The sequence below is a fragment of the Paenibacillus sp. Dod16 genome, from assembly GCF_049893405.1.
Taxonomy (GTDB): domain Bacteria; phylum Bacillota; class Bacilli; order Paenibacillales; family Paenibacillaceae; genus Paenibacillus_AQ.
On record NZ_JBNDYG010000006.1, the window covers coordinates 46,958 to 62,880 of the forward strand.

Consider the following 15,923-nt stretch of genomic DNA (forward strand, 5'->3'; position numbering starts at 1 on the left):
CTGCAGGAGAGGATTGATGTCCAACCTTTAATAGGTTGTTCAAAAAGTCCGCTTTTGATAAGAGAACTAATCGAGGCAAATTCAAGGTTGAGCGACCGCGATTCAGAAGTAGGTTTTCTTGCGATATAGGATTTCATCAACTCCGTTGATAACTTATAAATCCTATATCTAACACGAAATGAATCAGGAAGCCACTCGGCATCGAATCTTGAATTCAGCCGGGCCTTCCGGTGCTCACGTACCAAAAACGTGCGCTCCACTCCTCAGTCCCTAGCTTCATCCAATCTTCTCGGTGCTGAAAACCGACCTTTTTGAACACGCACTTTATGTTTTCTGTTATTGATCAGCAGCATTTTATTCTATACAAAGAAAGGTTGCATCTTATGAAACATACTGATTTTCCCCAGAAACAGGGCCTCTATGATCCGCAGTTTGAAAAAGATGCTTGCGGTATGGGTTTTGTTGCCCATATCAAAGGTAAGCCATCCCATGAAATCGTTAGCAGCGCGCTGACCATGCTTGCCAATATGGAGCATCGCGGCGGACAGGGCAGCGAGCCGAACTCCGGTGACGGCGCTGGGATTATGCTGCAAATTCCTCACTCCTTCTTCTCCGCCGAAGCAGCGAAGCTGGGCTTTGAGCTTCCGGAAGCCGGGCATTATGGTGCCGGCATGCTGTTCCTATCCCATGACCCTGCCGTCCGTTCGGCCCATGAGGATCAGTTGGCTTCGATTATTGCTGAAGAAGGCCAGACCCTCCTTGGATTCCGCGATGTCCCGACGCATGATGAAATGCTGGGTAAATCGGCAAAAGCGGCAAAGCCGTACGTCCGCCAAGTGTTCATCGGACGAAGCTCCGACATTCAGGATGATCTCTCGTTTGAGCGCAAGCTGTATGTCATCCGCCGCCGCGCCGAGCTGGCTATCCGTTACAGCGGCAAGCCCGAAGGCGACAGCTTCTATGTATCCAGCCTGTCCTGCCGGAAGATCGTATACAAAGGCATGTTAACGACGGAGCAGGTAGGGGAATTTTACCTGGATCTGCAGCAAGAGGGATTGGAATCCGCTATTGCGCTGATTCACTCCCGTTTCAGTACGAACACGTTCCCAAGCTGGGAACGCGCGCATCCGTACCGCTTCATGATTCACAACGGCGAGATCAACACGCTGCGCGGGAATGTAAACTGGATGCACGCCCGTCAATCGCTGTTCGAGCATGAACTGTTCGGAAGCGATCTCGAGAAGGTTAAACCTGTCATCAACCCGGACGGATCCGATACCGGGATGTTCGATAATACATTTGAATTCCTGTATCTCAGCGGTCGTTCCCTGCCGCATGTGGCCATGATGATGGTCCCTGAGCCGTGGAGCAACCATGAGAGCATGGACAAGACCAAAAAAGCATTCTATGAATACCACAGCACGCTGATGGAGCCATGGGACGGCCCGGCTGCGATGGCGTTCACGGACGGCGTTCAGATCGGGGCTACCCTGGACCGGAACGGACTGCGTCCATCCCGTTATTATGTAACAAAGGATGATCTGATCATTCTGTCCTCCGAAGCGGGCGTTCTGGATATCCCGCCGGAAAATGTACTGTACAAGGACCGGTTGCGTCCTGGCCGGATGCTGCTCGTTGACACGAAGGAAGGCCGGATCATCTCTGACGAAGAAGTCAAAGCTAGCATCGCCGCGGAACTTCCCTACTCTGAATGGCTGGATGAGCATCTGGTAGAGCTTCATGATCTCCCTGACGCGCCGGAACTGCCGGATCCCAAGCATGAAAATGTACGTCAGCTGCAGCAAGCCTTCGGTTACACGTATGAGGAGCTGCGCAAAGTCATTGAGCCGATGGCGATCACGGGTGCGGAAGCTGTCGCATCCATGGGATACGATGCACCGCTTGCGGTGTTGTCCGACCGTCCGCAGCGGCTGTTCAACTACTTCAAGCAGATGTTCGCCCAGGTGACGAACCCGCCGATTGATGCGATTCGTGAAGAACTGGTCACTTCAACGGCAACAACGATCGGTCCGGAGCGCAATCTGCTGAAGCCCGAGCCCGAGAGCTGCCGTCACATCCGTCTGGATTCGCCGGTGCTATCGAATGAAGATTTTGCGAAGCTGCGCCACGTTCGCCGTCCCGGCTTCAAGTCCATGACCATTCCGATATTCTTCCCGGCAGCGGAAGGAGCAGAAGGGCTTCGTCAAGCGATCAAAACCCTCTGCGAGGCAGCGGACCGGGTTATTGCCAAGGGCCATAACATCTTGATTTTGTCGGACCGCGGGGTGGATAAAGACAATGCAGCGATTCCATCGCTGCTTGCCGTATCGTCACTCCACCATCATCTGATCCGCCAGGGAACCCGGACCAAGGTGGCGATCCTGCTTGAATCCGGTGAGCCTCGCGAAGTACATCATTACGCCCTGCTGCTCGGATACGGCGTGAGCGCGGTCAACCCGTATCTGGCGTTCGAAACATTGGATGACATGATTGCGGAAGGCATGCTTCGCGGGATCTCGCATGAGAAAGCCGTGAAGAATTACATTAAAGCGGCAAGCAAGAGCGTCGTTAAAGTTTTATCGAAAATGGGGATTTCCACGATCCAATCATATCGCGGAGCCCAAATCTTTGAGGCTGTCGGCCTCAAAGAAGATTTCGTAGAAAGCTATTTCACACGGACGCCGTCCCGGATCGGGGGGATCGGTCTTGAAGAAGTGGCTAAGGAAACCCTGGCTCATCACGAGCGTGCCTTTACTGATAAGGACGGGAACGATAAAGCGCTGGATTCAGCGGGCGAATATCAATGGAGAGCTGACGGGGAAGAGCATTTGTTCAACCCGAGAACCATCCATTTGCTGCAGCAGGCTGTCCGCACCAATGACTACGCAACCTACAAGAAATACGCAGAGCTTGTGAAAGGTGAGAATGAGCAGCATCTTACGCTGCGCTCACTGCTCGAAATTAAGCCGGTCGGCGAGCCGGTACCACTGGATGAGGTTGAATCCGTAGAATCCATCATGCGCCGATTCAAGACCGGCGCGATGTCATTCGGCTCGATCAGCAAGGAAGCGCATGAGAGCCTTGCGATCGGGATGAACCGCATCGGAGGCAAGAGCAATACGGGTGAAGGCGGAGAGGATCCGGCCCGTTTCATCCCGGATGCTAACGGCGATTCCCGCCGCAGCGCCATCAAGCAGGTGGCTTCGGGACGTTTCGGCGTAACCTCCAACTACCTGGTGAACGCAGACGAAATCCAGATTAAGATGGCGCAGGGCGCGAAGCCGGGCGAGGGCGGACAGCTCCCGGGCCGTAAAGTGTATCCTTGGGTAGCCGAGGTTCGCGGTTCGACACCGGGTGTTGGCCTGATCTCGCCGCCGCCGCATCATGATATCTACTCCATTGAGGATTTGGCAGAGCTTATTTACGACCTGAAGAACTCCAATCCGCGTGCGGATATCAACGTGAAGCTCGTATCCGAGGTGGGTGTGGGCACGATCGCTGCAGGTGTTGCGAAGGGCCGCGCGGATATCATTCTGGTCAGCGGTTACGATGGCGGTACGGGGGCTTCGCCGCAAGGCTCGATCCGTCATGCCGGTATGCCTTGGGAGCTTGGCCTTGCCGAAACCCATCAGACGCTCATCATGAACAATCTGCGTGACCGCGTCGTGCTCGAGACGGATGGCAAAATGCTGAACGGGCGCGACTTGGTGGTAGCGGCTCTGCTTGGAGCCGAAGAGTATGGGTTCTCTACGGCACCATTGGTTGCCATCGGGTGCATCATGATGCGTGTCTGTCAAATGGACACCTGCCCGGTTGGCGTAGCGACTCAGAATCCGGAGCTGCGTAAGAACTTTACAGGAGATCCGGAGCATGTTGCCAACTTTATGCGCTTTGTCGCTCAAGACATGCGCGAGCTGATGGCAGAGCTGGGCTTCCGCACCATTAATGAGATGATTGGACGTACCGACTGCCTGGATGCCGTCAAAGCGGATCATCACTGGAAGAAGAAAGGCGTGGATATCTCCGCATTGCTGTATACGCCGGAGCTTCCGGAAGGCAGCACTCGCTATCGCAGTCAAAGACAGAATCATGGCCTGGAAGAAACGCTGGATATGCGTTCGCTGCTTGGCAGCGCTGCGCCTGCATTGGAATCGGGAGCGGCGGTGGAAGGCACCTTCCCAATCACAAACGTGGATCGTGCAGTGGGTACGATTCTGGGCAGTGAAGTCACGCGCAAATACGGCGCTGCCGGACTGCCGGAAGACACGATTCGTTTTAACTTCGTGGGGTCCGCAGGCCAGAGCTTTGGTGCCTTTGTGCCGAAAGGGATGACGCTGACGGTTGAAGGGGATGCGAATGACTATATCGGTAAAGGTCTTTCCGGCGGCAAACTGATCGTGAAGCCGTCACCGAAAGCAACCTTCAATGCCGAGGAGAATATTATTGCGGGTAATACCGCGTTTTATGGTGCTACAGGTGGGGAAGCCTACGTAAGAGGCATTGCCGGCGAGCGCTTTGCCGTTCGTAACTCGGGTGCGAGCATTGTGGTTGAAGGCGTCGGCGATCATGGCTGTGAATACATGACCGGCGGCCGGGTAGTCGTTCTCGGTGAAACCGGACGGAACTTCGCAGCCGGTATGTCCGGTGGGGTGGCCTACGTCTATGATCCTGAAGGAACTTTTGTGGATCACTGCAATCTGGAGATGGTACTCCTTGAGCGCGTAGAGGAAACAGCAGAAGCGGAAGCACTCCATCATCTTATCCGGCAGCATGAGCAGTACACGGGCAGTGTGCCTGCACAGCAAATACTAGGGGATTGGGATCAGGCGCTGAGCCGCTTTGTCCGTATCATTCCGAAGGATTACAAACGCATGCTGCTGCATATCGAGAAGGCTCAAGACCAAGGGCTGGCAGGTGAAGCTGCGCTTCTCGCCGCATTTGAAGCAAATATGAAAGAGTTGGCTCGTACAGGGAACTAACATCTGATGAGAGATCAGCTGAAACCACATTGTGTTCTTTAATGAATGCAATGTGGTTTTTTTCCATATGTAAATAAGTTACGATGGTATTGTTTTTAGAAATTATGCTTTTCAACAAAATATTCCAAAAGAAAATTCGACAAAATTAGAACCGGAAGCATAGGACAAAGGCTCCATAAGACGACAGCATCATGTGGATTCGTTCGTTATAATATTGGTAAGTAAGTTGTTTAGTAGGTTGTTGCTATATACATGGTAATTTCAACAAGTATTGGCAGCTGGGATGGAGAGGAAATTATAGATAAGCGAGGTAGTTGTGGAAATGAGTGTGGACAAGGAGAGAGGCTCCGGAAGCACCGAGCAGCGGCTTGACCAGCAGAAAACGAACATCGACATCAATAAGCTCATGACTCAATTGGGAATCCATCCTGATAAATGGCTGCAATGGGAGGAATTAAGAAAAGATTAAATATGATCTTATGAAAGCAAAAAAATCCCCGGCATGTAGTGATGAACGTATCCTACACGGCGGGGATTTTGTAGTTCTTAGGCTTGAGCATTATTTCATGGCTCGTTCCATGCGAACAAATGCAATAAATCGCCTGGCTTCATCTTCGGTTAGCTTACGACCGTCCACCGTAAGGTTAAAACGTTCCAATAAATCCTCATCGGATAGTTCAAGTCCGTCCACAAACGATCGAACCTCCGCATCAAGCACCGTTTTTTCCTGTGTCGTTCTCCCGATCAGATAATCTATGGATACGTCAAACAGATCTGCCAGGCGGGTCAATGTTTCGAAATCCGGCTTGCGCCGATTTTTTTCATAATGGGATAGTGCAGCACGTGTAATACCGACAGAGGTAGCGAGTTCTTCCTGAGTCCAACCATGCTGTTCACGTAATTCTGATATTCGTTCTCCGTAGTTCACGCATTGATCCCCCTTTCGAATGGCTTTGTATCTATAGAAGCTAGTTGGATAGATCTATAAGACGAAATTGCCGATTTATTATAAACATAAAAAGACTACTTTTTATTGACTAGATACAATGTGTATCGTATTATAAACATTAATGAGATACATATTGTATCTGCAATGTAAAGGTTTGGGTACAGTTAGTATCATTTTATCCAGTGCAGAAATGTCCCATACCAAAAAAATATAATAAGGAGCGGATGGGTTACCTCCAATGTTACGAGAACGGCAACACCAAATTACGGTAAGGATTAAAGTCATGCAGATCGGGCAATTAACCATTCATGGGAAAAGTCATTCCGTTACTCCGCTAGAACTGCTGCCCAGTGGTCTTGTATTCCTATGCCCTTGGGAAATACCGATTCATTCTAATATTATATTGGGTTACGAAATTGACGATAATGTGGATCATATTCTGCTTTCGGGCCACATTGAATCAAGGGGGCTCTTTTATGGACGCCAATTGTATCATACTGAATTCCATACAGACGGCGATAAAAAGACCCGTATCGTGGGTATGTTGAACCGAATGATGTACAGTCACAGCGAGTCGAATATAATGAGTCTCTATAACTGAAACGTAATTCATGGATAGCCTGCAGCGAACAGGGAATCCCGATGCATCATTATCATGGTTTATTGCTATTCTACTATATTTACGTTGCTTGGTCATTAGTTCTTTTACCTTAAATCCGCATGCATGATGAGGGATAGGTTTTAGAATATCGTTGTTTTTCTCCTATTAATAATGAGACTTCATTGTATAATTTCATATGTAGATTTGTATCTAATCTCGAATCGGAGTTGTATATTTAGTTCATTGTAATCATGAAACATCCTCGATACATCTTTCTGCTGGTTTCCCTTCTCCTAATCTATCTTTGTTCAAGATGATTTCACTGTATTTATGTATTCTTTAAGTCGTGATTCAACATCGACCTTTAACGGGACAGTATAAGGTCAACGCAATGGAGGCATCACTGGATGAAAATGACAAGGAAATGGGTCCTGTGGCTGCTGGCTATTCTTATACTGCTGCCTTCAGCTTACCTTCTGTATACGTATCAATCCATTAAGTCGACAGCAGTTCGGATTTACGAAGAGCGGGAGCCTTCGCCTGTAGTTCCAACATTCGTACATGACCGGACGACTATTCAGGTAGGAGAGAAAAACATGAAGGACGCTGATCCATTTACTGTTCTGGTTTTGGGTGTAGACCAAAGGCCCTATGATCGTGGACGATCCGACGTCATGATATTAATGGCAGTAAACCCTGCAAAGGGGTCAGTACTTATTTTTAATATTCCACGTGATACCAGGACTGATATCGTAGGACATGGAACGGTGGATAAAATTAACCATGCCTATGCCTTTGGGGGCGTTGAGATGTCGATCAGCAGCGTGGAGAATTTTTTGCAATTCCCTATCGATTACTACATTAAAGTGGACATGGAGGGCTTCTCCAGCATTGTAGATTCATTGGGTGGAGTTACCGTGGATAACCATATGCGGTTCGAATATGCAGGCTATGACTTTGATCAGGGGAAGTTGAACTTAAACGGTGAGGAAGCATTGGCATTCTCGCGTATGCGGTTTGAAGATCCTAAAGGGGATTTAGGCAGGAATGCAAGGCAGCGGGAGGTTCTGAAGGGGATCTTAAATAAGTTGATAAGGATTTCGACGGTCTTTAAACTGGAATCACTTCTGGATAACATTGGGAACAGCGTCAAAACGGATATTTCGTTTGAAGAGATGAAGATGTTTGTAACAGAGTACCGTCAAAAACTGAAAAAGGTTGAGCAGGTTGAAATCGCAGGCCATGGACAAAAAATGAATGGAATTTGGTATTATATCGTCGGTGATCAAGAACGAGAAAAGATAACGTCTACGTTACAAGCGTATATGGAATGACTCGTAACACAAAACCCCCTTTTTGAGTAGAGGGGGTTTTTGTGTGTGGAGTAGAATATCGAAGTTTTAGGTTGTTTTGATTATTTTTGAGTGGGGGGATTGAACAGACTATCTTCCAATGATTTGATCAATCGTGGTTTGAAATACGTCCGCTAATCTTGTTAGCGTTTCCAAGTTTGGTTCTCTGCGATCTTTCTCATAATGTGATAAAGAAGCCCGACTGATACCAATACGTTCGGATAGCTCTTCCTGGGTCCAACCTTTTTGCTCCCGCAATTTTGCAATGCGAGATCCATATGACATTCACAATCACCTCTCTACAGGTTCCATTAATTTAGAGGAAACCTATATCATATAAAATATCTAATATGATACAAAATGTATCTTAAATTCCATCGATCGTCAATACATATTGTATCATTAATTAAAAATTTAGAAAAAAATGTATCTTTATCTTTCCGATTATCATGGTTATCCCAGGTCCTGTAGTCTCATCATAGTATGCTTGATTTAGGTTTGACAAAGAGTAACAATTTATATAGAATTTTTGTAGTGGATACATTTTGTATCATACTGTGCATAGATATAGATGCATCTATCCCGAAAGAGGAGATGACGGGATGAAAGAAGTGATGATGTATTGCGTCAGTTGCTGTCGGATGCTTCCTATTGCACAAAGCCACAGCTTGTATAAAACCGGATTCTATAAGCATAATGTTCCGGCGGGAGTCTGCAAGTCGTGTCAATCGGCTTTGTTGGTGCATCGCGAGTAGACGGCTCCATTAACAGCAATATAGGGGTCATGCATTCAACAATTTTGTCCTTTGCTCTAGTATTGTATAATTGTGGAGATTGCATGATACAAGGGCAAAGGAGAATAGATTACATGAAGCAGGAACCGCTGGTAAGACTGCTCGGGGTTACGAAGAAAATCTCGTCCAAGGTTTTGGTGGATAATGTGACTTTAGATATTCCATCTGGACAAATCTTCGGGTTTCTTGGACCGAACGGGGCTGGCAAGACAACGACCATTCGGATGATGGTCGGGCTGATGTCTATTACTCAAGGGGATATTACCATCGGGGGTTACAGCATACGGAACAATTATGAGCAGGCAGCCGCCCAGATTGGCGCGATTGTCGAGAACCCGGAGATGTATAAATTTTTGTCTGGTTATAACAACCTGAAGCATTATGCGCGCATGATGCAGGGCATTACCAAGGAGCGTATCGAAGAGGTAGTGGAACTCGTAGGGCTAGGGAATCGGATTCATGAGAAAGTGCAGACCTATTCGCTGGGGATGCGTCAACGACTCGGCGTGGCGCAGGCACTGCTGCACCGGCCGAAGCTTCTGATCCTGGACGAGCCTACGAATGGCTTGGACCCGCAGGGCATTCGGGAGCTGCGAGATTATTTGCGCAGATTGACGCAGGAGGAAGGGACGACCGTATTTGTCTCCAGTCATTTGCTGTCCGAGATGGAGCTGATGTGTGATACCGTTGGCATTATACGTCACGGCAAGCTGATTGATATCCGGCGGCTGCGGACGGCTGAGGGAGAGCGTGTGTTTGAAGAGACGGCATTTACCGTCAATGACGCGGAAGCAGCGGCGGCGCTGCTCCAAGAATTTCAAGCGTCGGCCCGCGATCACCGAATCATTGTCCGCGGTGACGAGAATATGATTGCGGATATCAACGCGACATTGGTCGGAGCCGGCATACGGGTCTATGCCATACAGCCGGTGACCCGGTCCCTTGAGGATCAATTCTTGGAAATGACGGGAGGGGGATTCGTTGTTGAATAACTTTACCCGTCTTGTAGCCAATGAGAATATGAAAATTTACTATCGCGTACGGACATGGGTCATGCTGGCGATTCTTCTCTTGTTTAATGTGGCCATGCCTGCCATGCTGTACTATACGAATGCGCCAATGGATGTCTGGACCGTATTCACATGGACGGAGAGTTTCACTATCTACCTGAGTACGATCTTCACGGTGATCATCGCAGCGGATATCGTGGCAGGGGAGTTTGCCGGAGGGACCATCAAATTGCTGCTGATTCGGCCGTGGAGCCGAGGGAAGATTCTGTTGTCCAAATTCACCGCTCTGCTTCTATTCGGTCTGCTCTGTGCAGGAATCACGGCTGTGGTAGGGATCGCTATGTCGCTGCTGTTATTCTCCGGAAATACCGGATGGTCGGGCGGATTCGAGGGATCTTCGATGAACAATTCGCTGCTTCTCCTGCTGACCGATACGACCCAGGCGCTGGTCATCTCGCTGATTGCGTTTATGCTTTCTACGGTGTTTCGTTCTGGCGGTTTGGCGATTGGCTTATCGCTGCTGGTTCTGTTCACCAAGGATATTTTCGGCTTTATCTTTAATCCGGAGCGGTTTGCATGGGCGAAGTACTTACTCTTTCTCCACACCGACCTGAGCGGTTACATTCAGTCGCCGGTCGGACCGGGGGGAGTTGGGCTCGGTTTCTCCATCACGATTCTGGTTGTTTATAGCCTGTTGTTCATGCTCATCTCTTGGTTGGCCTTTACGAGGAGAGACGTTGCAGCTTAATTTATGAATAAGAAAAGAGCTCCTTCTGCCCGTGTGAACATGGATGGGAAGGGGCTCTTTGATTATGCCGGCTGAAAGAACTAGCCGCTCTATATAAAACTGCCGGGTTCGAGTGGTCGTCCATACGCTTAGGTTAACCTGCTTCCGAACGCTGAAGCGGCAGTGTGGTGTCCGTTGACTCCGCAGCATCTTGATTGGAGGTTGGATGGTCCATCCGGCTTGCTCCATTCAGGAGTCCGCCTTCCATAACGATCAGGGAAGCGGCGTAAACATCCCCGTACATTTGTCCCGTAGGCGTAATGGTCAGTTTGTTTTCTGCCGTTACATCGCCATACACCTTGCCGGCCACGATGACCTCCCGAGCGGAGATATTGGAGCGTGCAATGGCTTCTTCGCCGATCGTGACACAGCCTTGGCTTTCGATGGAGCCGTTAAAGCGGCCATCAATTCGCAGGTTTTCTTCGCATTGAAGCACACCTTCTACTTCGCTTCCCGGCCCAATCAGCGTATCCGTTCGCTCTGAAGCCCGCTTGTTCTTGTTTTTCTTTTTCATATTATATTCCTCCTCATCAAGAATGAATGTTGTTACTGCAGATAAGGCAACGGGTCAATCGTCTGGTTGTTTTTGACGACCTGAAAATGAAGATGAGGGCCTGTGCTTCGCCCGGAGGAACCCAGCTTGCCGATGGTATCACCTTGATCGACATGATCGCCTACCGACACGTCCAGACTGTCCAGATGCATGTACCAGGTCTCCAGCCCATTCGGGTGTTTGACGACGATATAAAGCCCTCGAGCTCCGCTGCGTTCCGCTGCCGTCACCTCACCGGCACCGGCGGCATAGATCGGATCGCCGGTTTTACCGGCAATATCGATGCCGGCATGATAGGCCGAACGCCCGGTAAAAGGATCGCTCCGATAACCGAAATTCGATGTCAGCCGCTTAGAGGTGGTCGGCCATAGAGAAGGTGTGCCTTCACGTTTCTCCTGGGTTTCCTGAGCCTGATCCAGCGTACGCGGAATATGCTGCTCCATGCGAGAAATCAACTGCTGAATCTCCTCAAAATCATCCTGAGTCTCCTTCGCGAGACTTAACATTCCATTCTCATGAACGGCAATGAATTCCCCTCCGACATGCTGCTTATCCTCATCTGTGATGGAGGAGGTCTGTCCTGACAAGCTGCCGTGCTTCTGAATAAACTGCTGAAGCTCCTGCTCCAGCTGCTGAACGCGCTCCATCTGGACCTTCGTTTGCTCTGCTTCGCCCGACAGCTGAATGATGGCTTTGTTTAGACGTTCTATGGCTTCTTCCTTGTCGGTAACCGTTACTTCCATCTTTAAGGCTTCCAGGTTTTTGAGCATCAGCTGCTGCTCCAGCCCCGAGATCGTCTGGGCCGACTGGATCTGCAGGGAAACGATCAGTCCGGCGATGGACAAAATAGCGGCCGCGGGCACCGCTATCATTAGAGGCTTGGACAGATGGATCTGTTTGACTGAATGCTGGGCATCCCGAAGCACCAGCAAGGTTAAGCGTTGTTTACGGTGTGTGGTTTTCATGGCATCTCCCTTCCATACATCGTTTATGGATCATGGTACCCGCTAGACTTGGCCAGCTCCTTATCTAGTATGTATTCTATTCTTTCGAAGAACATGTCAAAAATTATTAGATAAGAGAATTTATTCAGTATGGTGCGCCATTGGGTAATTGAATAAATACATATGGAATTGGTCAATGATGTAGTGTAGTTAATCGATTCAAATACGACTATTATTCATGGTGAGGAGGCTGCCGGTATGATGTGGCTTCTGGTTGCACTTATTACTTTTATTTTGCAGATGGTTGCAGTGCTGTTGCTGGAGTTTCGGAATCCGTCCAAGGCCGTGGCCTGGCTGTTTATTTTATTTTGCCTCCCATTGATCGGGTTTGTACTCTATTTCTTTGTGGCTAGGGACTATCAGAAGCGGTTGAAGATTCGCAAGCGGGGCTCCAGACTGTTTCAGGAGCTTAGGGGACACCTGTGGGATCGGGCCGCCGTTGTTTGGAACAAGGAAGGCATGAACAATGCTGAATTTCATCATAATGACCGTTTGTTCAATCTGCTCAATCACTTGTCGGAGAGTCCGATTACAGGCTGTAATCAGAGCCGCGTGTTGACGGATGGAGAAGAGACTTACGATGCCATGCTGCGTGCTATGGAACAGGCCAAAGACCACATCCATGTGGAGTTCTATATCTTTCGTCATGACCGGATCGGCACGAAGTTTCAGGAGGTCATGATCCGAAAGGCGCAAGAAGGCGTCAAGGTACGCCTGGTTTGTGACGGGCTTGGCAGTTATAAACTCAAGAAAACGTTCATTCGGCGGTTCAAGGAATCGGGAGTGGAGTTCTATTTCTTCCTGCCCGCCATGGTTTCGATGTTCAGCCGCAGAATCAATTACCGGAATCACCGTAAAATCGTCGTGGTGGACGGCATAATCGGTTTTCTTGGCGGGATTAACGTCGGGGACGACTATTTGGGCGAATATCCGAAAATGGGCTACTGGCGCGACACGCATCTGGAAGTAAAGGGAGATGCGGTTTACTTCCTGCAAAATGTGTTTCTGCATGATTGGAAGCTCGCATCCGGAGAGCGCATTGCGGATTTCGGGCTGTTCCCGGAGCATCAATGCACCGGGGATGAGCAAGTGCAAATATTGAGCAGCGGACCGGATCTGAACTGGAATGCCATCCAGGAGATGTGCTTTGGGGCGATATCCGTAGCCAAAGAACGAATATGGATCACCACGCCTTATTTCATTCCGGATGAAGGAATATATGAGGCGCTGAAGACGGCGGCGGTGAGTGGTGTGGATGTGCGGATCATTATCCCCGATCGTGCCGATTCCCGTTTTGTGAAAATGGCGAGCTTGTCCTATGTGGAAGAGCTGCTGGCAGCGGGAGTTACCTTCTACGAATATGAAAAAGGATTCATCCATGCCAAGGTGCTCATTGTGGACGAGCTTCTCGGCTCAGTCGGTACGGCGAATATGGATATGCGGAGTTTTTTCTGTAATTTCGAGCTGACCGCCGTACTGTTTGATCAGCTGCCCATCGAACGGTTGGTTGCGGATTTTAAGGAGGATCTCAAACAGAGCAGGCTTATCGATGCGGAGGTGTTCCGTCAGCGCGGAAGATGGCAGAAAGCTGCCGAAATATTATGCAGGATGCTGTCTCCCTTACTTTAGGTTTAACATCTTACTTGATATGTAAGAATGCAGGGCATGCAAGTGAAATTCAGGAAGAAGCCTGAAAGTTCTATGTCCAGCATTTGTTTATATGATAGAATATTTATAAGGGTTTCACTTATAAATATAAACTAGCTTATTTTTCATAAGTTGAACGGGGGAGATTTATGTCAAGTGATGTGAAGATTCTTGCGCAAGTGAAAGCGGAGCAGCAGAAGCCGGAGAATCCCAAGGCAGGCTCAACCACCTTGAAGCTTCTCCGCCGTCTGGTGTTCTTAACTTTCGGTGCGGTACTAATGGCAGTAGGGCTGGAGATCTTTCTGGTGCCCAACAAAATTATTGACGGGGGCATTACCGGGATATCCATTATGGTTTCCCATATCACGGATTTTCCGCTTGGTATATTCCTGACCTTATTCAACCTTCCATTTTTGTTTATGGGATATAAACAGATCGGGAAAACTTTTGCATTATCCACGTTGTTCGCTGTAGTGGTCATGTCCATTGGAACTTATTTTCTGCATCCCGTCGATCCGATTACCATCGATCCGCTGCTAGCGGCCGTGTTCGGCGGCGTTCTGCTCGGGATCGGGGTTGGTCTTGTAATCCGGTCCGGCGGCTCCTTGGACGGCACGGAAATCGTAGCCATTCTGATCAACAAGAAGACACCGTTCTCTGTCGGTGAAATCGTGATGTTCATTAACGTATTTATTCTGGGCAGCGCAGGATTTATTTTCGGTTGGGATCATGCCATGTACTCGCTGATTGCTTATTACCTGGCGTTTAAACTGATTGACATTACAATCGAAGGCATCGATCAATCCAAATCGGTATGGATAATCAGTGATAAGCATAAGGAGATCGGTGATGCGTTAACCCAACGTTTGGGACGCGGCGTAACCTATCTGGATGGAGAGGGTGCTTATTCCGGGGACAGCAAGAAGGTTATCTTTGTTGTCATCACCCGTTTGGAAGAAGCGAAACTCAAATCCATCGTGGAGGATTGGGATTCCCAGGCTTTTGTTGCCATCGGAAACATCCATGATGTGAAGGGCGGCCGCTTTAAGAAGAAGGCCATACATTAATAACTTTAAAGTGCTATGTTCCACCCACGTTGAGAGTTAACCGGGTGGAGCATCTTTTTGTTTATGGGGTGTCTGTGTGTAAGTGAAGCGTCTTCTTCTCCCGCCCATAATAACGTATGATTCTTGTCATCACCTGCACAGCCGCGGATTGACCGACAGCCTGGTTCACGGTTCCAGTGAAATAGAGTCCTGATTCAGGATGATGGAAGGCAAATGCGCCGGATTGACCCCAGTGACCAATGAGTCCCCGTCCGAGGCTGAATGGAGATAGCGGCTGTCTTGAAATGCCGGTGCCATAGAAAAAGGGGCCCGGTGCCCAGAGAAAATTCCATTGTCTCTGGAGTTCATCCAGATCACCTATCGGAAACAGTTCCCCGTTAAAAAAGGAGCGCAGGAACATCATCGTTTCCCTTGCCGTTGAGACGATGCCGCCTTCCGCTCCGATTGACGCCATGTACAGAGGAAGGTCCAAACGTTTTTTCTTATAATAGAAAGGAACGGGGCTTGTATCTTCGGGATCATGAAAAAAATACGTCTGTGTCAGATTCAGCCTGTCGAAAATATATTCCTTGAATACGTTCTGAATGGATTCGCCCTTGATATTCTCGATCATTCGGCCAAGCAGCCGGTAATTAGTGTCGGAATATTGGGCTTTATTTCTCTGGCCTGGTTTGAATTTGGGCTGTTGCCGTCTAGCCTCATCCAATGTTTTGTCCAGACTCCAAGCCTGATCATGCCCGGCGATGAGGTCGGAGAAGACCTTTCCAGAAAAATAGTCCGGAATGCCAGACGTATTGGACATTAACTGTTTGACGGTGATTTCTCCAGAGTAATCCTTGTTCTCCATCCTATGCAGTCCCGCCATGATCTCTTCGGGGAGGTACTGGCCGATCGGATCATCGAGCCCAATCTGCTGCTCGGCTCGTAATTTTAAGATTACGGCTGTCACGTATAATTTGGTCACGCTGGCAATGAAATAGCGGTCTTCAGTCTTCATTGCCCCGCCGCTGCTGACAAGGGATAGGGATTGTTCCTGGTCCTCGACGCACAGAACCGTGCTAAACACATTCTTTTTATTGGCGATCCGTTCCAACCATTCATCCAGAAGCGACTGCTCTAGGGCTCTTCCCATTCTCCGTAAACCTCCTATAGATCGAAATGTATTGACACCTAATGCAGA

The 15,923-nt window shown here is 48.9% G+C and carries 12 protein-coding genes and 1 pseudogene; 8 read left to right on the forward strand and 5 right to left on the reverse strand.

The window, feature by feature from the left end; all coding sequences use genetic code 11:
* The first annotated feature begins 383 nt into the window (after window positions 1–383).
* Window positions 384–4,979 (forward strand): glutamate synthase large subunit, encoded by a 4,596-nt coding sequence (gene gltB, locus ACPV3A_RS07315; protein WP_426198624.1) that lies wholly within the window; start codon window positions 384–386, stop codon window positions 4,977–4,979.
* Window positions 4,980–5,301: 322 nt separating this feature from the next.
* Window positions 5,302–5,448: a hypothetical protein gene (locus tag ACPV3A_RS07320; protein ID WP_426198626.1), complete on the forward strand. Its 147-nt coding sequence runs from the start codon at window positions 5,302–5,304 to the stop codon at window positions 5,446–5,448.
* Between the two features lie 90 nt (window positions 5,449–5,538).
* On the opposite strand, the gene ACPV3A_RS07325 is transcribed toward ACPV3A_RS07320, so the two are convergent.
* Entirely contained in the window at window positions 5,539–5,907 is a 369-nt protein-coding gene (locus ACPV3A_RS07325) for a helix-turn-helix domain-containing protein (RefSeq protein WP_426198628.1), read from the reverse strand.
* A gap of 259 nt (window positions 5,908–6,166) precedes the next feature.
* Here ACPV3A_RS07325 and ACPV3A_RS07330 point away from each other — a divergent pair, with 259 nt between their 5' ends.
* Together ACPV3A_RS07330 and ACPV3A_RS07335 are read left to right on the forward strand one after the other, a co-directional pair.
* Window positions 6,167–6,529 (forward strand): hypothetical protein, encoded by a 363-nt coding sequence (locus ACPV3A_RS07330; RefSeq protein WP_426198630.1) that lies wholly within the window; start codon window positions 6,167–6,169, stop codon window positions 6,527–6,529.
* A gap of 407 nt (window positions 6,530–6,936) precedes the next feature.
* The gene (locus ACPV3A_RS07335; RefSeq protein ID WP_194544466.1) at window positions 6,937–7,863 is read left to right on the forward strand and encodes an LCP family protein; all 927 of its coding nucleotides are present in this window, start codon (window positions 6,937–6,939) and stop codon (window positions 7,861–7,863) included.
* Between the two features lie 111 nt (window positions 7,864–7,974).
* On the opposite strand, the pseudogene ACPV3A_RS07340 reads toward ACPV3A_RS07335, so the two are convergent.
* Window positions 7,975–8,166: pseudogene (locus ACPV3A_RS07340) on the reverse strand (helix-turn-helix domain-containing protein); the annotation flags it as partial.
* A gap of 583 nt (window positions 8,167–8,749) precedes the next feature.
* On the opposite strand from ACPV3A_RS07340, the gene ACPV3A_RS07345 reads away from it, so the two are divergent.
* Both ACPV3A_RS07345 and ACPV3A_RS07350 read left to right on the forward strand, forming a co-directional pair.
* On the forward strand, window positions 8,750–9,667 hold the full coding sequence (locus ACPV3A_RS07345; protein WP_426198632.1) for an ABC transporter ATP-binding protein: 918 nt from the start codon (window positions 8,750–8,752) through the stop codon (window positions 9,665–9,667).
* Window positions 9,660–10,433 carry an ABC transporter permease gene (locus tag ACPV3A_RS07350; protein ID WP_426198634.1) on the forward strand — a complete coding sequence of 258 codons (774 nt, stop codon included), beginning with the start codon at window positions 9,660–9,662 and terminating at the stop codon, window positions 10,431–10,433. Before ACPV3A_RS07345 ends, ACPV3A_RS07350 begins: the two co-directional genes overlap by 8 nt.
* Before the next feature lie 133 nt (window positions 10,434–10,566).
* Here the strand turns inward: ACPV3A_RS07350 and ACPV3A_RS07355 are convergent, their stop codons facing one another.
* A complete protein-coding gene (locus tag ACPV3A_RS07355; RefSeq protein WP_071222492.1) occupies window positions 10,567–10,986 on the reverse strand; it encodes a bactofilin family protein in 420 nt (139 codons plus the stop codon).
* Between the two features lie 32 nt (window positions 10,987–11,018).
* Complete coding sequence (locus ACPV3A_RS07360; protein WP_339219715.1) at window positions 11,019–11,990, reverse strand: M23 family metallopeptidase; 972 nt, start codon at window positions 11,988–11,990, stop codon at window positions 11,019–11,021.
* 237 nt (window positions 11,991–12,227) lie between these two features.
* Here ACPV3A_RS07360 and cls point away from each other — a divergent pair, with 237 nt between their 5' ends.
* On the forward strand, window positions 12,228–13,658 hold the full coding sequence (gene cls, locus ACPV3A_RS07365; protein WP_339294854.1) for a cardiolipin synthase: 1,431 nt from the start codon (window positions 12,228–12,230) through the stop codon (window positions 13,656–13,658).
* 167 nt (window positions 13,659–13,825) lie between these two features.
* On the forward strand, window positions 13,826–14,743 hold the full coding sequence (locus ACPV3A_RS07370) for a YitT family protein (RefSeq protein ID WP_113061072.1): 918 nt from the start codon (window positions 13,826–13,828) through the stop codon (window positions 14,741–14,743).
* Window positions 14,744–14,804: 61 nt separating this feature from the next.
* Here the strand turns inward: ACPV3A_RS07370 and ACPV3A_RS07375 are convergent, their stop codons facing one another.
* A complete protein-coding gene (locus tag ACPV3A_RS07375) occupies window positions 14,805–15,875 on the reverse strand; it encodes a serine hydrolase domain-containing protein (RefSeq protein WP_426198637.1) in 1,071 nt (356 codons plus the stop codon).
* Between the last annotated feature and the right edge of the window lie 48 nt (window positions 15,876–15,923).